Here is a 23,023-nt window from a genome sequence, read left to right as displayed (position 1 = left end):
TGTTTAAAACGTCTTCTAATTGTCTAAATATTATTGATACATAACACCATGTTTTTAACCGGAGAGAGGGGCTGAGCCGATGCGCAAACTGCTGCTGTGCGTCTTATTGTTGGGGATCTGCCTGATCCCGCTGAGCGTGTCGGGCGTGAGCGACAAGCAGGAGACCGCCGTCGCGAAGGAGAATGGCGTCGAGGCGGTCAACTATGCTTCAGCCCCTTCTTATCCCGCTTATATCAGCAAGATCACGTCGATGGGCGGCGTCACTTATTTGACCGTCGACTACATTCAATTTCTGCAAGGCGAGGAGGCCGACCGGGTATTCCGCCAGCAGGAGCCGGATGCCGGCATGGATCAGGCGCCGGACGGCTATTACATCCTCAACGAGGAGAAGAAGACGTACACGCTGCCGGTCGCGGCCGACGCGCAGGTGCTCATGCAGATCTACAATCGTTCGGGCAGCTGGGACGATGCGGATATCGTGGAAAACGAGCCGATCAGCGTTGCGAAGCTTCGCTCGCTGTTCAGCGGAGACAATCAGGAGCTGATGGGGAACTTTCCGTATTACGTCACGGTGGTCGACGGCAAGGTCGTACGCATCGTGCAGCAGTTCATACCGTGACCCTACGCAAGAGCCGACTCCTCAGGAGCCGGCTCTTTTCCATTTACACCGACACGGCAGGCTCCAGCAGCGTCAGCGTCCCGCCCCCTGCGTCCAGCCGCGCCTGGGCACCGATCGGCACGGCCGCTTTGTAGAGATCGTGCCCGCTTGCGAAGCCGGCGATCAGCGGTTTGCCCAACGGCACGAGCACTTCGCGGACAAGGTCCGCGTAGGTCCGGCCGTAGGCGTCCGGACATTCGTAACAGCCGCCCATGACGATGCCTGCGCAAGCATCGAGCTTGCCCGCGAGCTTCAGCTGCTCGACGTAGCGGTAGACGGTGTTCACGGGCTCGTGCGTCTCCTCGAGCAGCAATATTTTGCCGCGCGTATCGATCTCATACGGCGTGCCGAGCGAGCCGGTCAACGACGTGAGATTTCCGCCCGCGAGCGGCCCCGTAACGACGCCGGGCACGAGCGGCTGGATGGGCATGCCGGGCGGATTTGCGATGGGACGCGGGACGACGAGTGACGAAGTGGCGGCGAAAAACTGCTCGAAGTTGTACGCCGGCGTTGCAGGCTTGAAATCGATCAGCAGCAAGCTGTGCAGCGTAACAAGATCCGCGAGCTGAGCAAGCGCGTTGAGCAAGACCGTGATATCGCTATAGCCGGACACAATCTTGGGATGGCGCTGAATGAATTCGAAGTCCAGATACGGGAGAATGCCCTCCACCCCGACGCCGCCGCGCGACGGCAGGATCAGCCTGACCCGATCGTCCGCGAACATCGCCATTAGGTCCCTCGCCCGCTCTTCGTCCGTTCCCGCCAGATAGCCGTCCGCGTCGTAAACATGGCGTCCGACGATGACGTTCAGGCCCATTTGCCGCAAATACGCGATGCCCGCGTCGATCGTCTCCCGCGCGAGCGGGCTTCCGAGCGTGACGATACCTACCGTATCTCCCTTCACCAGCGCCTTCGGACGTATAGCCATCCGTATCCTCCCCCTCTCCTTCTACCAGCTTATGTGCGGGAGCGTTGGGGCATCGTATCATTTTGCGGTTAAAAAGGAATGATGAGGATAAAACGTTCCATTCGAGGAGGAAATCGCCATGCAGTTGCCCGAATATCCCGAATCCTATTGGCGCCGGACGGCGGAACTCCCCGCCTTTCCGAAGCTGACGAGCGATCTTGAGACCGAGTTCGCCGTTGTTGGCGGCGGCCTCACCGGTCTTACGACCGCCTATCTGCTTGCCAAGGAGGGCCGCCGTGTCGCGCTGCTGACGGCGGGCCGACTGCTTGGCGGCACGACCGGCTATACGACAGCCAAGATCACCGCCCAGCACGATCTGATCTACGATGAATTGATCTCGCACTTCGGCGAGGACAAGGCAAGGCTGTACTACGAAGCCAATGCCGGCGCGCTTGAATTTATGCGCGGCCTGGTCGCCGAGCATGGCATTGCGTGCGACTTCGTCGACGAAGACGCCGTCGTCTACGCGACGCGCGAGGAAGGGCTGCACAAACTCGATAAGGAATATGCGGCCTATCAAAGGCTCGGCATCCCGGGTGAACGCTACGATACATTGACGCTGCCGTTCGGCGCGACGGCGGCGCTGTCCATGCAGCGGCAGGCCCGGTTCCATCCGACGCCGTATGCAGCCTTTCTCGCCAGCGAGATCGTGCGCCTCGGCGGCGAGATTTTCGAAGAGACGACGATGGACAAATTCCACGACGGCGATCCGGCCAAGGTCACGACGAAAGACGGCTATACGGTGACCTGCGAAGCTGTTGCCGCCTGCTCGCACTTTCCGTTTTTCGACAACGGTTTTTATTTCGCGCGGCTGCATGCCGAGAGCTCGTATGTCATCGCCATCAAGTCGCCTTACGACTACCCGGGCGGGATGTACATTACGGCCAATGAGCCGAAGCGCTCGGTGCGCGAGGTCACTTACGGCGGCGAGAAGCTGCTTCTGATCGGCGGCGAGTCGCACAAGACGGGGCAAGGCGAGTGCACGATCGCGCACTACGAGGCGCTCAAGCGATTCGCCGAAGACACCTTCGGTGTTGAAGAGATCCGGTATCGCTGGTCGACGCACGATCTCGTGACGCTCGACAAGATGCCCTACATCGGCCTTGCCCGGGAGGGAACCCCGAATTTGCTCGTCGCGACCGGTTACCGTAAATGGGGCATGACGACGAGCGCGGTCGCGGGCCGACTCTTATCCGATCTCCTGATCGGACGGGACAATCCGTACGCGGAGCTGTTCGGCCCGTCGCGTTTCCAGGCGGATCCGGACATCGGGACGCTTGCGAAGGAGACGGCCGATGTCGCCTACCACTTCGTCAAAGGCAAACTGGAGTGGTTAAAAAAGGATCCAGAGGAACTCGGACTCGACGAGGGTGCAGCCGTCCGCATTCACGGCCGACGCTGCGGCGCTTATCGCGATCACGAAGGCAAGCTGCACGTCGTCGACACGACCTGCACGCATATGGGCTGCGAGACGGAGTGGAACGCGGGCGACCGCACATGGGACTGCCCGTGCCATGGTTCGCGGTTCACCTTCGACGGAGAAGTCATGCACGGCCCGGCGAAAAAGCCGTTGGAGCGGCTATAACTCTAAGCAGCCTGTCGACGACGGCGAGCTCCGTTTGTTTCAACTGCCTTGACGAAGGGGAAAAGTCCGCATACGCAAAGGAGGAGATCCCGATGAACGAATTCGAGCGGCCGCCGGATCTGGATAAACCGGGTGCCGGCCAACAAGGCGAGCGCGATCATCCCGAGCAGTATCCGACGGACAAGGAGAGTCTGTTCGACAGCTTCCTGAGCGAGCGCAACGTCGACGCGATCCCGGTCGAGGACCTCGGCATCGAGAACCGTGACGAAGCCAACAAGCCGGACAGCAAAGATGACTCGTCGTCCGAGCGCAAGTTCCCCGAATAGCAGAACAAGGCCGTCTTCCGATTCACGGGGGACGGCCTTGTTCTGCCATGCCTTTAACTGAATCGCTGCTCCATCGCCGCCCGCGCCTCGGACAACGCGGGCAGTTCGGGAGACCACAGCAGCTCCAGCTTCAGCGCCTCGGCGAGCGGCAGCAGCGCATCGCCTGCCGCCTCGCTGCCAACCCAAAGTTCATGCGGAAGCATCCGCTGCTCTTCGACCAGCTTCAGCAGGTTTTCTGCGGCGGCGGCTGCCGCTTCGACGCCTTTGCTCAGCGCGAACTTCAGAATCTGGCCCGTCGATTGATCCACGATGAGCGTCATCTTCGGGTAGAAAGGCCGTTCGCCCTCCTGGATCGGCATCGCCACATAGAAGCTGTCGGCTTCCCAGACGCCGCCTCTCGTTCTGACTCCCTTGAACGCCTTGACGATCCGAAGCTCGTCCAGCGGCATGGCAGCCGCAGGCCGCTCTGCCTCCGACGGCGACTCGGGCGCTTGCCAAGCGTCATGCCAAACATGACCGCCTTCTTCCGAAGGGCGGATCTCCCGTACCAAGAATATGTCTCTCTCGTCGTCGATCAGTCCGTCAGGATTGGTCTGGTACGCCTGCCCGACTTGCACCGCCTGCTCCAGCGCCTGCGCAAAATAGACGACCTGCGCCGCCGTCAGCTCCGGCCAGGGCATGTAGCCCGGCTCGTGCAGCCGGAACGTCGGCCAGCTCTTTTTGCCGCGATAGCTAAGTCCGAGCTGCTTGATTCGCTTGTGCTCCGACGGATCGAGCTCCGCTCTGTCGTCCAGCGAGAACAGCAGGCAGCGCTGGCTGAACATCGGATCCTCGTCCAGTTCGCCCGCGAGCATGTCCACGATCGTCCGCAGCCCCTCTGTGCCCATATACACCGCAAGCCCGAACATCTCGCCGCCGTTGCCGAACACGCAGCAATAGCCGATCTCGCCCGACGCCGGATCCCTTACCCCGAATAGATGGCCGTTCGTCATCCATCTCCAAATGGCCGCTTCTTTGTATCTTTCCGCAGCCAGGTACAGTTCCTTCCATTGCTGCGCCGTCGGAGCTGTGCTCATCATCACGCCTCCCAGTCTCGTCTCGCATCCGTTGACAGCGAGTGCATTTCTGCTTCTATTGTAATGAATCTCGGACCGTCTCTCAATTCGCAGGCGGCGTTAGGCGTTATATAAGCGAACGCAGTTCCTTTTTGCGCATAAGCTGGCCATAGAACGGGAGGGATCCGCATGGCCTATCGCATCATCGTCGATTTGTCGGATCGTATGCTTTATTTGCTGCAAGACGATACGGTCGTGAATGGCTACCCGGTCGGCATCGGCCGGATGGTGACGCAGACACCGACAGGCGAGTTCCGCATCATCAACAAGCAAGCGCATCCCGGCGGGCCGTTCGGCGCGTTCTGGATGGGACTGTCCGCTCCGCATTACGGCATTCACGGCACCAACGATCCCGCATCGATCGGCCATTACGTATCGCACGGCTGCATCCGTATGTACAATGAAGATGTCGTAGCGCTATCGCACATCGTTCCGATCGGCACGCGGGTGTCGATTCGCCCTTAATTTTCGGCCGGCAGCCCTGTGCAGATTAACTTTTCCTGAGAAACTCGAATCCGAGCCCGTTCTTTGGTAGGATAGGAAGAATTCGAGTATAAAGGTTGGGATGACATGACGGAAGCTGCCGGCACGGAAGAGCTCGATCTTCAGGAAGCGGCCGAATTGTTCAGATTGATTTATCCCGCTTTTGCGGCGCTTCTCGACAAAGCGGAGGCCGCGCGGGGGCCGCTGAAGGAATTCCACTTGGCGATGGCTGCCGAACATGCCAAGAGCGGCGTACGGATCCTCGGATGGGACAGCCGCCGAGCCATTAACGCGATATTCGAGCTGTACAAGGAACGCTACCTGGCGGAAGGGCGCATCGCTGCGGATCTGTGGGCGGCGGATCAGTTCGGCTGCGACCTCGAGGCCGCAATCGTCGAATCCGAGGATATCCGCGAGCTGGAGGAACGCATCAAGGGCGTCGTACACCAGATCCGACAGCGGGAATCCGAACTGCAGCGTCTCCGGCGAGAGCTGAGTCAGCTGGAGGAGCTTCGGGCGGAGCTCAGTCGTCCGGTCATCCTCCACGGCACCGCTGCAAGCGTCGTCGGGGCTCCCCCGGCGGTCGATACGACGGAGACGAGCGTCCAAACGGATTCAACCGAGACGGACGTCGCAGCGGCAGAGCGCGTGCCCACGCCGACGCCAGCGCAATGAACGGAGACAGGACGGGCGGGACGGTTCAATTGGCAACCGACCCGCCTTTTTACTTTCCCAGATTCCATAATTATACAACCCTTCGCCTATACACTATGTATCTCCGTCCGTTTTAACAATATCCCCTTCGATCAGGAACATGTTGAATGCTGCACCCGCCCCCTCAGTCCCGCACAGCGCCGCCAATATCCTCTATTTTCTCAAAAAAAGTTGTCGCATTTCCATCCACATTCTGTTAAAATGGGAACAAACGTTCTTAACGGAGGGATTGCAATGCCCAGCCGCTACCCGATTCAGGATGTCTTGCCCGACTTCAGCCAAGAAGATTGCGAGCATGCCCTGTTTGCCGCCAAGTGGCCGACCGGCTTCCGTTGCCCCCGCTGCGGGCATTCGCAATATTACCAAATAACGACCCGCCAGCGCCCCCTGTTGGAGTGCCGTTCCTGCGCGCATCAGACCTCGCTTACGGCGGGTACGGTGCTTGAAGGCTCGCGCACGCCCTTGATGAAGTGGTTTCAGGCAATGTTTTTGATGCAGCTAGGAATCAGCGCCCGGCGGCTCGCAGAGCTGATCGGCGTTACCTATAAGACAGCTTGGCTCATGAACCATAAGCTCCGCCATGCCATCGGCGTACGGGATCTCGAACGGCCGCTCGACGGCGATCTGCAGCTGCTGGACGAATATTACGGTTATGAGTACCATCGCTATCTCGGCAGTCTCCTGATGCAGGAAGCGCTCAAACCGCAGCCGATCGTAGTCGGTGCCTCTGTCAATGGCGCAGGAGATATCGTTTATCTGAAAATGAAAGCGGGCGACGGGCCCGAAAGCGATGATGCGACCAGGCATAGCGCGGACAGCGAGGAGACAGTGGAACGTTTTGTACAGAAGCATGTCGCCCACGGGGCGGCGCACGAACGTGCGGAACGGCTCGAGCGCGGCCACCGCGGCCAGACCGCGCTGCATGTCGCCTGGCGCGAGGCTGTACGCTGGCTGACATGGACATTCGGCGGGATCGGCCCCAAGCATCTGCAGGCCTACCTGAACGAATTCTGCTTCCGCCGTCTCCTTCGTCGCAACGACATGCTGGCTGAGCTTATCTCCTGCTGTGGCACAACCGAGACTATAACCTATCGTCGACTGGTCGGCACTCGCTCCGGCATCAGACCGATCCCTTGGGCGTACAGACGCCCGGCGCGCCGCCAGCGATATACCGGATAACCTGTTTTTTCTACACGTTCCCACGCATCTATCTTCCATGATCAAGTCGGTTTATCTACACGCGCCCACCTTCGTACCTTTCCTGAGCGAAGGGGATACTGTTAAAACGGGAAGAAGCGGTTGTTCTTTGGATAGGATAATCCAATTTCTGGAATACACTCCGTACAAAACTTACGCGGGTAAATCCGGTCTCCTTGCGCCGCCGGTTTTCTCCAGCGGCAGCATGATGACCAGCCTGCAGCCGACGCCAGGCTCGGCCTCTCCGATCGTCACTGTGCCGCCAAGCAGGTGGACGCGCTCCATCATGGCGCTGAGCCCGAAGCCTGGCTTCGAGGCACCATAAGGCTGGCCGTCGCTGGCGAGCTCGAATCTCACCCAGTTACCCTCCTCCGCTAGAATAAACCGGAAACGACCGCACCGGCCATGACGCAAACCGTTTGTAATGCCTTCCATCAAGGCGTGGTACACGACCTTCTGTGCGAGTGCCCCCATCGACGGCAGCGGGTCGGGCCGATATTCGAACAAAACGTCCGCCTGGCTCGTGCTGTCCCGAATCAGCTCCCTCAGCGCTTCCTGCAGATCGAACCCCGCCTCGTCGTCCTTCAGCATCCTCACTGTTCGCCTCACGTCGTTCAAGCCTTTGCGAATCATCTCGCCGGCTGCGTTCATTCGCTCTACGGAACGAGGCAGATCGCGGCCCGAAAGTTTCTTGGCCGCTTCAATCTGCACGATCGCCGCCGTTAAAGAATGCCCGACCAGATCGTGCATGTCGTGCGCGATCCGGCTGCGCTCTTCGAGCACCGACACTTCCGCCAACGCCTCGGCCGTCTCCTTGACCGATCCGGCCAGGTGGCGGTTCGCTTCTTCAAGCTCCTCGGTCCGCCTGCGCACGAGCTCCTCGAGCGACAGATGGAATTGCGCCAGCTTGAGCTGAATATCCACTCTAGCGAGCAGTTCGCCTTGAGAGAACGGCTTGGTCAGATAATCGTTCGCGCCTGAATCGAAGCCGAGCGTCAGCCGGTCCAACCGGTTCTGCGCGGACAGCAGGATGATCGGCAGCTCGCTGGCCGACCACCGCTCGCGCGCGAGACGGCATACTTCGTAGCCGGTCTTGCCAGGCATCATGACGTCCAGCAGCATCAAGTCCGGCTTCCCGTTATGTTCCAGCCAGGCAGCTGCTTCCGCACCATTTGCCGCCTCGATGAGCCGATAGCCGCTTCGACGCAGATAATGCCTCAGTACCTCCAGATTAACCGGTTGATCGTCCGCGATCAGGATCAATGGACGGCGCTCTTCGCCCGCCCTGGAACTCACCGGCCATTCTCCCGCACTCAGCTTCCCGTAGCTCCCCAGGTCCGATGGCAGCACCGGGAACACCGGTTCCTCCTGAAATCCGTCATCATCGGCCTTGATCGTATCGTTTCTTCCGATTGCCGCGGCGACTTCTCCGCCAGCGTCATCATCGCTTCGCGGACCGGTGTCGTCGAAGCCGGTCTCCGCTGTCGCCTCTCGTCCTGATGCAGATGGCAGCTTGAACGAAGCCGTCGTCCCTTTACCAAGCTTCGAATGGATCGTGAGCTCCCCGCCATGCAGCCGGACCAGACGGTTGGTGATTGGGAGGCCGAGCCCCATTCCGCCCCCATAATCCGATGCTGCGGCCCCGAACGGCTCGAACAGCATCTCCAGACGCTCCGACGAAATGCCCGAGCCACTGTCAGCTACGACGATTCGGATGCCCGCCCCTTCACGCACAGCGGACACCAGGACCTGCCCCGATTCGGTGTATCGTATCGCGTTTCCGATCAGATTGTACAAGATTTGCTCGAGCCTGGCCGAATCTGCGATGACGGTCAGCCGCTTGCTGTCCGTTTCGATATCGGGCCTCTCCACCAAAAGCTCCAGCCCTTTGCGTTTCGCGAGCGGGGCGAGCGCAGCCGCAACAGTCTCGCACGCTCCCAGCGCATCGACTTCCGCCAGCTTTAATTTGATATCCCCGTGTCTAAGCCGGTCCATGTCCAGAATATCGTTGACCAGGTTCAGCAGTCGATCCGCGCTGGTCCGGATGAGCTGCAAGTTACGCTGCATCTCGCCGCCCACCGGACCTGCAGCACCGTCCATCAACGCATCCGCCAAGCCTGCGATGCCGTGCAGCGGCGTACGCAATTCGTGGGAGGTATGGCTCAGAAAATCATCCTTTAATCTCGACAAGGTCCCCAGTTCCCGGTTCGCCGTCTCCAGTTCCGCCGCATTGTGCTGCAAGGTCCGATAGACTTCCGAAAAGCGGCCGAGGACGATCATCCCCAGGCAGCCTGCGAAGATCAGCAGGCTAAGCTGAAGACCGTACAGAACGAGTAGAAACGTCCACATCGGCATCATGCGTTCCAGATCGATTCCGAATAAGGTATCGGCCGAAATATTGATCAAATGCAAGCAAGCGCCAAATATAAGAACGCCGTAGCCGAGCAGCAGCCACTTGAATTCCGCGTTGCTCCGCAGCACGAGCGAGGCTCTGCTTCGCAGTACCGTGTAACTCATCAGAAGAAAAACAACTGAAAACGGGAGGATGGCCCATTCCAAGGTCAGCTTGCTATAAAAATAAGGAGAAACGAGCGAAGACACGGCGGCGACGGCCGTATACCCCAATACCGCCGCTCCCATCCATCGGTAAAATCTCCGGTAACGGCCATGTAGCACATTGCCGATAAAGCCGACCAGTCCGAACATCGCGAACGGAAATAAAAGATCGCGGAAATATTGAAGATGAGCGACGGGCAAGTCCAAAAACAGGTGCGTGGACACAATCATGGAAAAAAAACCGATGCCCGCGCAGCCTGTAATCAACGCGAACCAAAGATACAGTCTCTCCTGCCGTCTTCTGACGAATATCATAAATGCCGCGGCGGAAGCGCCCGCGAATATGATTGAGAATACGGCGGGCACCCAATCGTTTTGCACAGTAAGACGGTCTATCAAATAACGATTTCCGATAACGTTCCAGTTTTGCGGCATCGCATGTCGATCCCAGACCATTTTAAGCGCCAATTCGCGAGGCTGGCTGCCGGGCGTCAGCTTGACGACTTGATAGGTCAAATAAGGATTCAGATACGGATCGGGATTGTCCATATTGTACCGAAGCAGGAGCTTGTCGTTCTCATACACTTCAAAAGACTTGCCATACATCAGAAGCAGATTGGGGTCGGCAGTCTCGAGCTTGGGCATCTCTTTTACCAGCCAAAATACGCCTCGATACGTTTTCAGCCGTTCCTTTGCCTTGTCGTCAAACGGCAGCCAACGGTCGGAACTGTCCCCTTTCCGCTCGCCCCATAGCACCTTCCACTTGCCGAGGTAAGTGATTAAATACTCGCCGCCGGCCTGGCCGTGCGGCCCTTTGAGGCTCGCCGGCAGCAGCACCGTCATCAGGCATATGGCGATCAAAACCAAACTTCTCCACAAAAAAGGAAGAGGCGCCTTAACGGTATTCACTTTGCAGCAACTCCTTCATGATCCCGACGGCCGCGCGCCGGTCGTTGGTGCCGATCTTGCCGTAGATGACGCTAACGTAATTCCGCACCGTGCCCTCGCTCATAAACAGCGTGACCGCGATCTGCTTGTTCGAGTAGCCTTCGATCAGCAGCAGGATGATTTTGCGCTCCCGCTCCGTAAAGTAGAGTCCCAGCTCTAGCAGCTTGGCTTCGTCGAAGTCGTACGAATCGTTCGCCGTAATCCTGGAGGCAAGCTTGGCCGCGATCGCGGGAGGAAGCATCAGCTCGCCCTCCATCGCTTCCCGCACCGTCTGGACGACGCGTTCGGCGGCGATGTCCTTCAGCAGGAAGCCGTCCGCGCCCCCGGCCATCGCGCCTACGATATATTTGTCTTCCGCGAACGTCGTGAGGATGAGCACGACCGTCTTGGGATAATCCCGCTTGATCAACTTCATTGACTCTATGCCGTCCATGATCGGCATTTTGATGTCCATCAACACGATATGCGGCCGATGGATGCCCGCTGCTTCGTAGGCTTCTTTTCCGTTCTCCGCCGTGCAGACGACCTCCATGTCGTCCTCCAGCTGCAGGATCGTCTGCAGGCCCTCGCGCATCAGCCGTTGATCGTCCGCGATGACGATTCGGACCATTTGTATGCCCCCGTTCTCCGGGTACGCTCCCCGTTTCTCCCCTGATTCTAGCAGACGCTCCGGCGAGCGAATAGGGCTGCGGACAAAGCAGTGACCGATATATGACTGCCGCGCGCGCGTCATAGGCCTAATGGTCCATGTCATATGACGGCGATGACCGATTGTCGTGACAGTCCGTCACTGGCGGGATTACGGCCGCCTTCATTAAGCTGGTATGGATCGATCAAGAGATTCGGGGAGGAAAAGCATTGACGATGGAAACGACATACAGGAAAAAGCTGCCCTGGCGCAAGCCGCTGACGGCCGTCCTGGCTTTCGCCGTGCTGCTGGGGCAGCTGGCGGTCGGACCGGCCAAATCTTACGGGGATACGGAGCGCCTATTGACCGTTTACGACGATTCGCTGTCGGCGGAATTTTCCAATTACGGCTGGGCGCAAGCCAATCTCGCAGCAACAGGCACCGTGCACTCGGGAACGCGCGCCATTGAGTTGAACGCGGACGAGGGGCAGGCGCTTTACTTTTACAAGGACCGGATCATGAACGCGGACGAATACGGCCGGTTCAGCTTCTGGGCGAACGGCGGCGCGGCCGGCGGACAGGCGTTTAAGCTCATATTCTCGCTGGGCGGACAGGCGGTCGCCGAGATCCCGTCTACGACGCTGCTGCCGGACGGCGTTCCCGGCGGCGCATGGAAAAAAGTATCGTTGAAGCTGGCGGACTACGGCGTTCGCGGCATCATCGACGGCATCTGGATCTGGGGAGCCGGCGAGCAGGAGCCCTTCTACCTGGACGACATGCGCTTCGAGGGCGAAGGCGCTGGAACGGGCGAGGAGCCGGGCGGCGGTCCCGGCGAGGAGGATCCGGGCCAAGCTGCGGTGACCGGCATCGTCTTCTCGCAAAACATGTTGACGCTCCGCGAGGGCGGCCTTCGCCCTGCCGGACTGAACGCCGTGCGTGCGGACGGCTCGTCCGCGCCGGTAACGTCCGGTGTCGCGTGGTCGACCGACGACGCTTCCATCGCTACGGTAGCGAACGGCCTCGTCTCCGGGCTGCGTCCCGGAACGACGACGCTTCGCGCCTCTTACGAGGGCTTTGAAGCGCAGATCGACGTAACCGTCGTTGAAGGCACGCCTGCCGGCCCGATCGAAGAGATCGACGGCGACTACGTCTATGCCGACGCGCTGAGCGGGGCCTTCGCCGACTACAGCGGCATCGCGCACGATCTGGCGGAGACGGATACCGTCCGCACCGGACAGTCCTCGATCCGGCTGGAGCCGGACGGCGACAAGGGACTGTACCTGTACAGCGGCGTCCCGGTCAATGCCAGAACCTACGATAGGCTGCGCCTGTGGGTGAACGGCGGCGATTCCGGCGGCCAGCAGTTCAGCCTGAAGCTGACGCAGGGCGGCACGCCGGTGGCGGAGCTGGATCTGGACGCGCTCGTGCCGGGCGGCATCGCCGCCGGAACGTGGAGCGAGGTCACGGTCAATCTGACGGACCTGCATCTGCCGGGCGCCATCTTCGACGGCATCCTGCTGCAAGGCGCGACGGACGGCGTTCAGCCGGCAGCTTATCTCGACGATATCGCGCTGCTCAAGAAGTTCGTCGCTTCGGCGCAGATCGCAGAGCTCCGCATCGACAAGCCGCGCACGGTGATGCTTCCCGGCGAAAGCAATGCGCTCGCGGCTGAAGCCTTTTATGCCGGCGGCGACACGAAAACGTTGACCGAAGGCGTGACCTGGACGGTGGACCGCCCCGACGTCTTGCAGCTGGACGGCGGCGCCATCAAGGGCTTGACGCCAGGAATTGCGAAAGTGACGGCGACGTACAAGACGTTCTCGACCGAAGCTTACGTGCAAGTGACGGAAGTGGCCGCCGAGCCGGTCTACGGCGATACGCTGGCCGACGGCTTCCGCAACTACAGCTGGCACGACAAGGACTTGGCCAATACCGAGCAGGTACACGGCGGCGCCAAGTCGATCAAGTTCAATCCGAGCGGCTGGGACGGCGTATGGCTGTCGCACGACGGCAAGTTCGACATCGAGCAGTATTACGGCCTGCGCTTCTGGATTTACGGCGGTGCGACCGGCGGGCAGCAGCTGCTCATCCATGCGTACGACGGCGACGCCGGCATCGGCGCGGTCGACCTGAACGACTACCTGCCCGAAGGCGGATTGCCTGCCGGCCAATGGACCGAAGTGACGGTCAGCATGGCCGACCTCGGCTTGTCCGCAGGCAGCTTCGACGGCCTTATTTTCCAAGCCGCTACCGATCGCGACCAAGCCGTCGTGTATATCGACGACGTATCGCTGCTGCGCAACCTGCACGCGGGCGAGCTGCCCGAACCGCAGCTGCCGCAGCTGAGCGTCGACGTCGATCCGTCCGCGGACCGCAAGCCGATCAATCCTGAAATTTACGGCATCAACTACGACGATATGCACCCGACGCAGTCGACGCTGCAATTCCCCGTTCAACGCTGGGGCGGCAACAACACGACGCGCTACAACTGGCAGCTTAACGTCGCCAACCGCGCGAACGACTGGTACTTCATCAACTATCCGTATGAAAACGACCCGCGCGAGAAGCCGGGCAGCTCCGTCACGGATCAGCTCATCTCCGGCGTGAACGCGCAAGGCGGAAAGGTGCTGCTGACCGTCCCGACGATCGGCTGGACGCCGAAGGACCGCGAGATCCGCTACGGTTTCTCCGTACAGAAATACGGCGACCAGCAAAGCGTCGCACAAGACGTCAAGGACGCCGGCAACGGCGTACGCGAGGACGGTTCGTTCGTCGCCGGCAACGATCCGACGGACACCTCCAAGCCGATCGGACCGACATTCGTCAACGACTGGATGCAGCATCTGAAGGACACCGGCAACAATGTCAACTACTACGCGCTCGACAACGAGCCGGAAATCTGGAATTCGACGCATCGCGACGTCCATCCGGCGGCGCCGACCTACGACGAGATCTGGAATTTCACGGAAAAGTACGGCGCCGCGATCAAGGCCAAGGATCCTTCGGCCAAAGTGTTCGGACCGACCTCCTGGGGCTGGTGCGCCTACTTCTACTCGTCCGCCGACGTGTGCGCCGAAGGGCCGGACCGCGCGGCGCACGGCAATACGCCTTTCCTGGAATGGTACCTCCAACAGGTCGCCGACTATGCCGCCGAACATAATGGGCAGCGACTCGTCGACTACCTGGACATCCATTATTATTCGCAATCGGCCGGTGTGCCGGATGCCGACGAAGGGCCGGGTACGGTCAAGCGCCGGTTCCAGGGTCTGAAGGCGCTGTACGATCCGGATTATGTGGACGACTCGTGGATTCAGGAGCCGATCCGGCTGATCCCGCGCATGAAGGAAATCATCGACAGCAGGCTGCCGGGCACGAAGCTTGCGCTCACCGAGTACAATTTCGGCAACGGCAACGGCATCAGCTCCGGCATCGCGCAGGCGGAGGCGCTCGCGATCTTCGGGCGCGAGGGACTCGACCTTGCCACCCGTTTCGGCACGCTGCCGGCAGGCTCGCCGCTCGAGGACGCGTTCAAGCTGTACCTCGACTACGACGGCAACGGCTCGCAAATTCGCGGCGATTCGGTGCGCGCCGTATCGAGTCTGCCTGACGCGGTCGGTTCCTATGCGATCGACGGCTCGGACGGCAAGCTGTACGTGCTGCTGTTCAACAAGGACACCGTCACCCGCGAAGTCAATGTCGGACTCGGCGAAGGCTCTGGCTCCGGCTCCGCCGAGCTGTATCGCTTCGACGCAGCCACGCGGCTGTCCGCGGCTGGCGCGAAGACGGTCGGCGAGGACGGCAAGCTGACCTTGCGCCTTGCGGCGCGCTCCGCGACGCTGGCCGTCGTGGCGCGGTAAGAGGGCGCATAGCGGCGAGCTCGAACCGCTTCAAAGCCATTTGACGAGCAAACAAAAGGACGGTCTCGCAGGCGCCAATCGCCTGCCGGACCGTCCTTTTTGCGCATCCTTTTTCCGTTTGCTTGGTCTATCGCGCGCGTGTCAGCCCAATCGCACGCATACCGGCTTCGTCATCTCGTACTCGCTGCCCGCATGCTGCGGGAAACCGTCCTCGTCGACGCGCATGACGACGATGTTGTCGCCGTTCTGGTTGGCGGCGAGCAGCCAGCGGCCGTCCGGCAGCGCCAGGAAGTGGCGCGGAAAATGCCCGCCGCTCGGCGTGTGCCCAATCAGCGACAGGCCGCCGTCTTCGCCGACGCGGAAAGACACGATGCTGTCATGGCCGCGGTTGGAGCCGTACACGTACCGGCCGTCGGCCGATACCGCCACCTCCGCGCAATAGCTCTCCCCGCCGTATTCTTCGGGAAGGGTAGATACGGTCTGCAGCGGCTCGAGCGATCCTTCGTCGGCATTCAGCCTAAACGCCACGATCCGGCTCATCAATTCGTCGATGAGGTAGACAAAAGGCAAGGTCGGATGAAGCGCCAGATGCCGCGGGCCCGAGCCCGGGGTCACGTTCGTCTCGCGCACGGCCACGAGACGGCCGGCGGCTGCGTCCAGGCGGTAGGTGTAGATCTTGTCCGTCCCGAGATCGCAGGCCAAGTAATACGACGTGCCGGGCACCGCATAGATCGAATGCGGATGCGGGCCTTCCTGACGTTCGGCGTTGATGCTGCCGCCTTCGTGGGCGACCGACTGAACCGGCTCGCCCAGCGCCCCCCCTTCGCCGATCGGGTACAGGCTGATGTTGCCGCCCGTATAATTGACAAGCGTGAGCCAGGCGCCCGAAGGGTCGACCGCCAGGTGGCATGGCGCGCCGCCCTGCGAGGGCTGCCGATTGATCTCGGTCAGCGTATGCGCGGCCGCATTGTAAGCATAGGCGACGACCGCGCCGTCCGGATCGGTCTCGCTGACCGCGTACAGCACGCCGGTCTCTGCATGGTAGGCCAGGAAAGACGGATTGTCGATGCCCGCGACGCCGCCGAGCTTCGACAGCGTGCCGGACTCGGCGTCCAACTGAAGGATATGAATGCCTTGCTGGTCCGCCGATTGGTACGATCCGACGAACAGCGGTGCGTAGGATTGCGGCATATGAACCTCCTATGATCGATGCGAATGAATGGATACGAATCACTTGAGCAGCGACATCATCTGGACGACGGGGCGCAGGTCTCCCTTCAAGGAAGCCTCGCGGCTGCGAAGCTGCGAGGAGCCGTCGCCGTCGAGGAAGATGCCGTCCGCGAGCGCGGGAAGGCCTTGCCCGCCTAGCACCTCCAGGATCGCTGCACGAAAATCGGCCAGTGTCCCCCGGGTTGTGCTGACGACGAGGTACAGGCTTCCCTCTTTGTCGTAGACCGCCCCCGATCGCAGTCTGGGCTCGTCCATGAACGGCGCATGCTCGGCGACCGCCTGGTCATACCAGGACGCATCGCGGCCGAGCCCCATCGAGATCCCGCCCTGCGCCCAGTAGCTCGACGTGTCCGTCACGTCGAGATCTGCCGCCTTGCTCGCGACCTGAACGCTGAGCCGCTCCGATACGCGGTCCCACACCAGCGTTCCCCGGGCGTACTTGACGTTTTCCGCGCCCGAGCCGAACCCGCCGGACGCGCTGCCGTCTCCGGCGACGGGCACGCCGTCGACGATCGCCATGCTGAGCAGCGCGCTGTCGTAGAAGAACCCGCCGTTGATTCCGTAGTAGGGCGCGATCGCGACATTGTCGCGAACGACCGTGAGCGTCACGTTGGCGGGGTCTGTCTTCAAATAGTGAAGCGTCATGCCGCTGGCGGCCGCAGCCGTGCCATAATCGTAATGCGAGGGCGGCTTCGGGATGGGCTTCGCTTGCAAGCCGGATCTGCCGTCGCCTGTACGCAGCATGAGGAAGGCGAGCAAGCCCAGCGCGGCCGCAAACGCCAGCAGCACGAAACCGACCCGCAGGATGCGCCTGCCGCCCCTTCCTTCGGGACGCTCGGACGCAGGCGTCGCGGCTGTCTTCGCGCCAGAGGGCGCAGCGCCCGTCCCGGGCGTCTGCTGCGCTCCGCTCGGCCGGGGCGGCGTGTCCACGACCCGCCGGCCCTTAGCGGCCCAGCGCCCGCAGTCCGAGCGCCAGCGCGCCGGTCAAACCGGCGTTGTCGCCGAGACCCGGCGGCACGATGTAGCCGTCGATGCCCGCCGCCAGCGCGTCGGAGCTTACGTAGCCGTTCAGCGCCTTGAGCACCTCGGCGCGTACGAGCGGGAACAGCTGCGGCTGATGCATGACGCCGCCGCCGAGAATGACGCGCTTCGGCGACAGCATGAGCACCGCGTTCGCCACGGCTTGCCCGATGTAGTAAGCCTCCATCGCCCAAGCCGGATGATCCGGCGGCAGCTCGCTGCCAGGCACCTTCCACCGGCCTTGAAGCGCAGGACCCGCCGCGAGCCCCTCGAGACAATCGCCGTGATACGGGCAGAAGCCCTGGTACTCGTCGTCCGGATGGCGCCGCACGAGCACGTGGCCGCCTTCGGGGTGCACGAGCCCGTGCACCAGCTTGCCCTCGGCATAAACGCCGACGCCGACGCCCGTACCGATCGTGTAGTAAATGCAGCTGTCGAGTCCGGCCGCCGCGCCCCAGGTCGCCTCGCCCAGCGCAGCCGCATTGACGTCCGTATCCCAGCCCATCGGCACGTCGAAGCGCTGCTTCATGGCCGGAAGGAATGGATAGCCGGACCAGCCCGGCTTCGGCGTCGTCGTCACGTAGCCGTACGCGGGACTCGTCTCGTCGATGTTGATCGGACCGAAGGAGCCGATGCCGATCGACGCTACCGCCTTGTCCTTGAAGTATTCGAATACTTGTGCAAGCGTCTTCTCCGGGTGCTCCGTCGGGAAGCTTACCCGCTCTTCGATCGTTCCGTTCTCGTTGCCGATGCCGCAGACGAACTTGGTGCCGCCCGCTTCGATTGCCCCAATACGCATGAAAAGTGGTTCCTCCTATGTATTTGCGATAGGTTCATTTTACTCCGAACCGAACGTTCAGCACAACGAAGCAAGGCATTTCCCTTCGCGAATCGCGGATCGTACGTCCTCGCAAACGCAAAAAGAGCCCCAGCAAGGGCTCTCTCGTCCGTCGAACGACTGACAAAACGAACGGCTGACCGGGCGGCAAAACGAGCCGCAATCGCCTCATCGCGCTCCGGCGGACACAAGCTCTCTCTCTGTCCGATGACCGGGCATATCGGCCGCCGGCGTATGCGGAGCGCCCGCAAACCCCGTCGACCTGGGACGCCCCTTTTTCGGAAACACGAACTTGCGCCCCGTCCATCTCTCGTCGATCTCGCAGTCCTTGACGCCGGAGAGGCCGCATGCGAGACCGATATTTGCCACAGCCTCTTCGTCGATATCGGTATGCGGCTGCCCGCGGCCCTTCGGCCAGGACACCCAGAGCATGCCTCGCGGCGACAGATGCTTGGCCAGCAACGGCACGCGCCGTTCCAGGTCGTCCAGCGACGTCACGAACAAATGTATAAAGTCGATCGGACCTTCCGGCGCATTCAGAAACCGAATGCCCACAGGCGACGGGCCGAGCGAATTCAGGTAAATAAGGGGCGCGCCTTCAAAATAGAGGCGTTGGTAGGGCCTGAGGCCCAGTCTCTCGGATAGGGGTTTGATCGAATAGCGGGACACGCGAGGTCCTCCTTCTCGTCTGCTTCCCCTATCATAGCCCAATCCGCGGCCGCCATCAGTCACCCTTGTTGTCCGGACGGTCACCGAATCGCGTGACTCCGGTCACGCCCGTCATCGCAGCGCGTCATGTGACCGCTGCTTGGCCGGCTTCAAAAGACCCATTTCCATACACACCTGCGTGAGCAGCTTCTTGTCCCCCTCGGCGAACGACACGCGGATCGCCTCCGCGTCCGCCGACAGCACGATCCCGGGGCCGAACGTCCGATGCGATACGCGCGCCCCCGGCTTCATATACGCGGGCAGCTCGCCCTGCCAGACCGTCGCCGCCGGCGTCTGCGTCTGCGCGAGCAGGCCTGCGGCGGCGGGGCCGGCACGCCTTGGCGCTCCCCGCGAAGCGTCCGCACTTCCGGCGCGTCCCGCCTGCCCTGTCGGATCGGCAGCGGCTCGCCCGCCTGCTCGTTCGCCTCCGGCCGCACCGAAGCTGCGCACCGCCGTCATGAAACGCGACTCTTTGACCGCCGCGCCGTCCTTTTTCTGGTACGCCACAAGCTCCAGCTGCCGCTTCGCGCGTGTCATGCCGACGTAGAACAGGCGCACGGCCTCCTCCATGTCGGCGGCGTCGCCTTTATCGTACTTTTTGATGTCATCGTTCGAAGGAATGACCCCCTCCGCGAGGTCGATCATGTACACGCGGTCGAACTCGAGCCCCTTCGCGCTATGAAACGTCGACAGCGTCACCGCCTCCGGATCGCGGCTGCGGGACTTGGCGCTGCGCAGCAGCGACTCGAGGTACTTGAGCCGCTCGGCGAAGTCCGTCATCGTCTCCAGGCCGTCGGCGATGTCCTCGAGCGTGTTGAGCACGCCGAGCAGCATCTCCTGCCGGAAGCCGAACCGCTCGCACAGCCGCTCGATCGCCCGCTCGTAGCCGAGATTGTAGCGGATCGTGCGGATCGCCTGGCGCGCGTTCATCGCTTGCATCCGCCCGAACGTATCTTTGTTTTCCCGCAACTGCTTCACCTGGTATTCCTTGAGCGGCACCCGCTCGATCAGCGTGTCGAACACGGACACCGAACCGCCGCCGATGCGCAGCAGCGCGCTCATCTGCTCCCGCGTGATGTAGCCGGCGAGCTTCGGATAGATCTTCTCAAGCAGCTCGGGCCGCCGGTCCGTGTACGCCATCCGCATGAAGTTCAGCACATCCTCGACCACCCAATGCGAAAAGAAGCGCTTGTCCCCGTCCTTCAGGTTAAACGGAATGCCGGCGCGGTCGAGCGCGTTGACGAGGACGAGGGCGGACGTATGGTTGCGGTACAGCACGGCGGTCGTCCGGTCCGCGCCCCGATCCGTTAGCGCCGCCGTCAAGTATTTCGCCTGCGCCTTGTAGTCGGCGAGCAAACGCAGGGAGACGCGGCCGCCGGACGGATTTTTCGTGTACATCGCCTTGTCGTACCTGTTTTTGTTGCGCCGGATGAAGCGCGCCGCCGTCTCGACGATCTCGGGCGCCGACCGGTAGTTGCGCTCCATCTTGAGCACCTCGGCCGCCGGATAATGCGACTTGAAGTCGAGCAAATAGCCGGGCTCCGCACCGCGCCAGCCGTAGATGCTCTGGTCGTCGTCGGCGACGACGCACAGGTTGCCGTGCGAGGCGGCCAGCAGGCCGACGATGCCGAACTGGACGAGCGAGGTGTCCTGGCTCTCGTCGGTCATCAGGTAGTCGTATCTTTGCTGGTAGCGGCGCAGCAGCCGCGGATCCTCGGACAGCGCGAGGTGGCAGATCGTGAGCATGTCGTCAAAATCCAGCAGCAGCCGGTCGGTCCCCTCGCGCTTGTAGCGCTCGTAGGCGCGCAGCAGCTTGTCCGCGTCCTTCAGCTCGCATTTCGCCTCGCTCCAGCGGTCCTCGGGCAGCATTTTATTTTTGATGTAGCTGATATAGGTCGTCAAATCTTCCATCTGATCCTCGGTCAGACTGCCGCCGCCCGTCATCGTCCGGTAGAGCTGGCGCAGGATCGGCTTCTTGTGCAGTACAGGCAGGTCCGCCGCCCGCAGCTCGTCCTCTTCCTCCTGCTCGATCTCGCCCTCGATAAGCTGGTACGCCTCGCCCCGCGCCCGATAGTACGCGCGCACGACTTCGAACGCGAAGCTGTGGATCGTAGAAAATCCGACTTTGACGCCGGCGAGCTCGGGAAACAACGCGGCGAACCGCTCCGACATGTCCCGCGCCGAAGCCCGACTGAACGTCACCGCCTTGATTCGCGCCGGGTTGACCCCTTTTTCCGCGATCAAGTACCCCGTCCGCATCATTAGCGTCGTCGTCTTGCCCGAACCGGGCGACGCCAGCAGAAGAAGCGGCCCCTCGGTATGAAGGACCGCCTGCTTCTGGACTTCGTTCAGCTGTACGCCGGCTTCCCGCCGTTTGCGTTCGAAAAATCGTTCGTGGTTCGTCGTCGTATTCATAGTTTCGATTATAACATGAAGGGCAGGAAACCAGAACGTCTGATCGTAAAATCAAAGTTTGCCGGTATCTGGGATCGTGCCTATGAAACGATTATTCGCCGCCGAACGCCGCGAAGCGGACGCACACCGGCTTCGGCACGCGCAGCTCGCTGCCAGTAGGCAGCAGCTTGCCTGTGTCGGCGTCGCGGCTGAACGTCACGACGTGGTTGCCGTCCCGGTTGGCGACGAGCACGAACCGGCCGTCCGGGGACACCGCGAAGTTGCGCGGATGCCCGCCGAGCGTCGGCGCGTATTCGACCGGCTCGAGCAGCCCGCTCTCCGGGTCGATGCGGCAGACGACGAGGCTGTCGTGGCCGCGGTTGGAGCCGTACAGGAACTTGCCGTCCGGGGACAGGTGGATGTCCGCGCAGGCGTTGTCGCCTTCGAAAGAGTCGGGCAGCGTAGAGATCGTCTGCACGACCTCAAGCTTGCCGGCCTCGGCGTCGTAGGCATACACCGTCAGCGTGCTGTTCAACTCGTTGATCCCGTAGCCGAAAGGAAGCTGCGGATGGAAAACGAAATGTCGAGGCCCCGAGCCCGGCGCTATGCTCGTCTCGCTGTGGCGGGTGAGGCTGCGGTTCGCGGGATCCAGCTTGTACAAGAACACCTTGTCCAGTCCGAGATCGGACACGGCGGCGAAGCGGTTGTCGCGGTCGACGATAACCGAGTGAACCCGCGCCTGGCTCTGGACGGGCAGCGCGCTCGTTCCTTCGTGCCGGTGGAGCTCGAGCGTCGCGCCGATGCCGCCGTCGTCCCGGACGCCGGACACGCCGAACAGGCCGCCGTGGTAGCTCGCCGTCATGACGAGGCGGTTCGTCCGGTCGAGCGCGATATGGCAAGCGGTCGCGGGGATAGTCTGCGCCTCGTTTAATTTGTGCAGCCGTCCTTCGTCAGGCGCGAAACGATACGTCGCGGCCGCGCCGCGGCGTGTGCCTTCCTCGTCTTTCATTTCCGTGAGCGAGTAGATCGTGCGGCTCTCTTCGTTTACGGCAAGAAACGTCGGATTTTGCAATCCGTCTGCTTGGTCGAGCAGTGTCAGCGCGCCGGTGCGCTCGTCGTAAGCGCAGGCGTACAGGCCCGGTCCGTCCGCGTCCGCATAGGAACCGATAAAGGCAAATGTTCGTGTCGCCGTCAAGGCAAGGCACCTCCAAATGTTGCGAATCGAGTCGCGCTTTGGCCTGCATTTTATCACGATTCGCGGGCGAACGCACGCAGAGAAGAGAAACGCGAGACTTTATCGGAAATGAAGATTGCCTCGTTGTTTCCGGATGAGAGTAAATGCTATCGTGCAAAAGTGCATCATCCACGGCGAGTATAGTGGATTTTTGCGGTCTATCGTGCAAAAGTGCGCAGTAGCTGGCTTCTCTAAGCGAGATTCCGTGTGTTTCCGGTAAAAATCCTGCACTTTCTCTAAGGCCCCCTAATCGGATTGGAGTCCCTCCCTACAATTTATTAAAATAGGGATAAGGGAGATGATCGGGATGGGCGGTAAGAAGTGGAAAGAGGAAGTACGCATTCGGATTGTAAAGGAAGCGTTAGCTGGCGTTAAGGTGGGGGTGCTCGCTCGTATGTATGACATTCACCCCGAAACCATTCGCACATGGATTCGCGAGCATCGCGACTCGATTCCGCCGGAGGACATTCCCGCCGCAGACGAGCATCTGCAGGAAATCCGCCGGTTACAGGAAGTCGAGCAGCGCTATGACCGTGCCGTGAAATCGCTTGGCGAAAAAGAACTC

At 61.4% G+C, this 23,023-nt stretch carries 18 protein-coding genes; 8 read left to right on the top strand and 10 right to left on the bottom strand.

What is annotated here, in order from left to right; translation table 11 throughout:
• Positions 1-79: 79 nt before the first annotated feature.
• Positions 80-619, top strand: a complete 540-nt coding sequence (locus KVT38_RS00090; protein ID WP_217591642.1) for a hypothetical protein — start codon at positions 80-82, stop codon at positions 617-619.
• Positions 620-662: 43 nt separating this feature from the next.
• Here KVT38_RS00090 and KVT38_RS00085 read toward each other — a convergent pair whose 3' ends face one another.
• A complete protein-coding gene (locus KVT38_RS00085) occupies positions 663-1,586 on the bottom strand; it encodes a S66 peptidase family protein (protein ID WP_217591641.1) in 924 nt (307 codons plus the stop codon).
• A 118-nt stretch (positions 1,587-1,704) separates the two neighbouring features.
• Between KVT38_RS00085 and KVT38_RS00080 the strand changes: the two genes are divergently transcribed.
• Positions 1,705-3,210 (top strand): FAD-dependent oxidoreductase, encoded by a 1,506-nt coding sequence (locus KVT38_RS00080; RefSeq protein ID WP_217591640.1) that lies wholly within the window; start codon positions 1,705-1,707, stop codon positions 3,208-3,210.
• A 92-nt stretch (positions 3,211-3,302) separates the two neighbouring features.
• Positions 3,303-3,536: a hypothetical protein gene (locus KVT38_RS00075; RefSeq protein WP_217591639.1), complete on the top strand. Its 234-nt coding sequence runs from the start codon at positions 3,303-3,305 to the stop codon at positions 3,534-3,536.
• Between the two features lie 53 nt (positions 3,537-3,589).
• Here the strand turns inward: KVT38_RS00075 and KVT38_RS00070 are convergent, their stop codons facing one another.
• A complete protein-coding gene (locus tag KVT38_RS00070) occupies positions 3,590-4,612 on the bottom strand; it encodes a DUF7309 domain-containing protein (RefSeq protein ID WP_217591638.1) in 1,023 nt (340 codons plus the stop codon).
• Between the two features lie 168 nt (positions 4,613-4,780).
• Here KVT38_RS00070 and KVT38_RS00065 point away from each other — a divergent pair, with 168 nt between their 5' ends.
• The 3 genes from KVT38_RS00065 (at position 4,781) to KVT38_RS00055 (ending at position 7,027) form a co-directional block, all read left to right on the top strand.
• Positions 4,781-5,116 carry a L,D-transpeptidase gene (locus KVT38_RS00065; RefSeq protein WP_217591637.1) on the top strand — a complete coding sequence of 112 codons (336 nt, stop codon included), beginning with the start codon at positions 4,781-4,783 and terminating at the stop codon, positions 5,114-5,116.
• 105 nt (positions 5,117-5,221) lie between these two features.
• Positions 5,222-5,809 carry a hypothetical protein gene (locus tag KVT38_RS00060; protein ID WP_217591636.1) on the top strand — a complete coding sequence of 196 codons (588 nt, stop codon included), beginning with the start codon at positions 5,222-5,224 and terminating at the stop codon, positions 5,807-5,809.
• A 273-nt stretch (positions 5,810-6,082) separates the two neighbouring features.
• Positions 6,083-7,027, top strand: coding sequence for an IS1595 family transposase (locus KVT38_RS00055; RefSeq protein ID WP_217591635.1), 945 nt, complete (start codon positions 6,083-6,085; stop codon positions 7,025-7,027).
• A 171-nt stretch (positions 7,028-7,198) separates the two neighbouring features.
• Here KVT38_RS00055 and KVT38_RS00050 read toward each other — a convergent pair whose 3' ends face one another.
• Positions 7,199-10,462, bottom strand: a complete 3,264-nt coding sequence (locus tag KVT38_RS00050) for an ATP-binding protein (protein ID WP_217591634.1) — start codon at positions 10,460-10,462, stop codon at positions 7,199-7,201.
• Positions 10,463-10,496: 34 nt separating this feature from the next.
• Positions 10,497-11,159 carry a response regulator transcription factor gene (locus tag KVT38_RS00045; RefSeq protein ID WP_217591633.1) on the bottom strand — a complete coding sequence of 221 codons (663 nt, stop codon included), beginning with the start codon at positions 11,157-11,159 and terminating at the stop codon, positions 10,497-10,499.
• Between the two features lie 254 nt (positions 11,160-11,413).
• Between KVT38_RS00045 and KVT38_RS00040 the strand changes: the two genes are divergently transcribed.
• A complete protein-coding gene (locus KVT38_RS00040; RefSeq protein ID WP_254638869.1) occupies positions 11,414-15,034 on the top strand; it encodes a glycoside hydrolase family 44 protein in 3,621 nt (1,206 codons plus the stop codon).
• Positions 15,035-15,175: 141 nt separating this feature from the next.
• Here the strand turns inward: KVT38_RS00040 and KVT38_RS00035 are convergent, their stop codons facing one another.
• The 6 genes from KVT38_RS00035 to KVT38_RS00010 all read right to left on the bottom strand — a co-directional run bounded on the left by KVT38_RS00035 (position 15,176) and on the right by KVT38_RS00010 (position 22,419).
• Positions 15,176-16,225 (bottom strand): lactonase family protein, encoded by a 1,050-nt coding sequence (locus tag KVT38_RS00035; RefSeq protein WP_217591631.1) that lies wholly within the window; start codon positions 16,223-16,225, stop codon positions 15,176-15,178.
• Positions 16,226-16,264: 39 nt separating this feature from the next.
• Entirely contained in the window at positions 16,265-17,194 is a 930-nt protein-coding gene (locus KVT38_RS00030) for a hypothetical protein (RefSeq protein WP_217591630.1), read from the bottom strand.
• Between the two features lie 13 nt (positions 17,195-17,207).
• Positions 17,208-18,083: an ROK family protein gene (locus tag KVT38_RS00025; protein WP_217591629.1), complete on the bottom strand. Its 876-nt coding sequence runs from the start codon at positions 18,081-18,083 to the stop codon at positions 17,208-17,210.
• 207 nt (positions 18,084-18,290) lie between these two features.
• Positions 18,291-18,791, bottom strand: a complete 501-nt coding sequence (locus tag KVT38_RS00020) for a hypothetical protein (RefSeq protein ID WP_217591628.1) — start codon at positions 18,789-18,791, stop codon at positions 18,291-18,293.
• Positions 18,792-18,902: 111 nt separating this feature from the next.
• Complete coding sequence (locus KVT38_RS00015; RefSeq protein WP_217591627.1) at positions 18,903-21,245, bottom strand: ATP-dependent helicase; 2,343 nt, start codon at positions 21,243-21,245, stop codon at positions 18,903-18,905.
• A 91-nt stretch (positions 21,246-21,336) separates the two neighbouring features.
• Positions 21,337-22,419, bottom strand: coding sequence for a lactonase family protein (locus KVT38_RS00010; protein ID WP_254638859.1), 1,083 nt, complete (start codon positions 22,417-22,419; stop codon positions 21,337-21,339).
• A gap of 346 nt (positions 22,420-22,765) precedes the next feature.
• Between KVT38_RS00010 and KVT38_RS00005 the strand changes: the two genes are divergently transcribed.
• The coding region (locus KVT38_RS00005; protein WP_217591626.1) for a transposase at positions 22,766-23,023 on the top strand (258 nt) is incomplete at its 3' end.

The sequence above is a fragment of the Cohnella sp. GbtcB17 genome (assembly GCF_019091135.1).
Taxonomy (GTDB): Bacteria; Bacillota; Bacilli; order Paenibacillales; family Paenibacillaceae; genus Cohnella.
The sequence above is the reverse complement of the archived record's forward strand: the minus strand, read 5'-3'. Positions and strand labels throughout refer to the sequence as shown.

Bases quoted from the DNA above. Each gene is read 5' to 3' on its own strand.
- KVT38_RS00090 (WP_217591642.1), top strand. From the start codon at position 80: ATGCGCAAACTGCTGCTGTGCGTCTTATTGTTGGGGATCTGCCTGATC.
- KVT38_RS00085 (WP_217591641.1), bottom strand. From the start codon at position 1,586: ATGGCTATACGTCCGAAGGCGCTGGTGAAGGGAGATACGGTAGGTATC.
- KVT38_RS00080 (WP_217591640.1), top strand. From the start codon at position 1,705: ATGCAGTTGCCCGAATATCCCGAATCCTATTGGCGCCGGACGGCGGAA.
- KVT38_RS00075 (WP_217591639.1), top strand. From the start codon at position 3,303: ATGAACGAATTCGAGCGGCCGCCGGATCTGGATAAACCGGGTGCCGGC.
- KVT38_RS00070 (WP_217591638.1), bottom strand. From the start codon at position 4,612: ATGAGCACAGCTCCGACGGCGCAGCAATGGAAGGAACTGTACCTGGCT.
- KVT38_RS00065 (WP_217591637.1), top strand. From the start codon at position 4,781: ATGGCCTATCGCATCATCGTCGATTTGTCGGATCGTATGCTTTATTTG.
- KVT38_RS00060 (WP_217591636.1), top strand. From the start codon at position 5,222: ATGACGGAAGCTGCCGGCACGGAAGAGCTCGATCTTCAGGAAGCGGCC.
- KVT38_RS00055 (WP_217591635.1), top strand. From the start codon at position 6,083: ATGCCCAGCCGCTACCCGATTCAGGATGTCTTGCCCGACTTCAGCCAA.
- KVT38_RS00045 (WP_217591633.1), bottom strand. From the start codon at position 11,159: ATGGTCCGAATCGTCATCGCGGACGATCAACGGCTGATGCGCGAGGGC.
- KVT38_RS00040 (WP_254638869.1), top strand. From the start codon at position 11,414: ATGGAAACGACATACAGGAAAAAGCTGCCCTGGCGCAAGCCGCTGACG.
- KVT38_RS00035 (WP_217591631.1), bottom strand. From the start codon at position 16,225: ATGCCGCAATCCTACGCACCGCTGTTCGTCGGATCGTACCAATCGGCG.
- KVT38_RS00025 (WP_217591629.1), bottom strand. From the start codon at position 18,083: ATGCGTATTGGGGCAATCGAAGCGGGCGGCACCAAGTTCGTCTGCGGC.
- KVT38_RS00015 (WP_217591627.1), bottom strand. From the start codon at position 21,245: ATGAATACGACGACGAACCACGAACGATTTTTCGAACGCAAACGGCGG.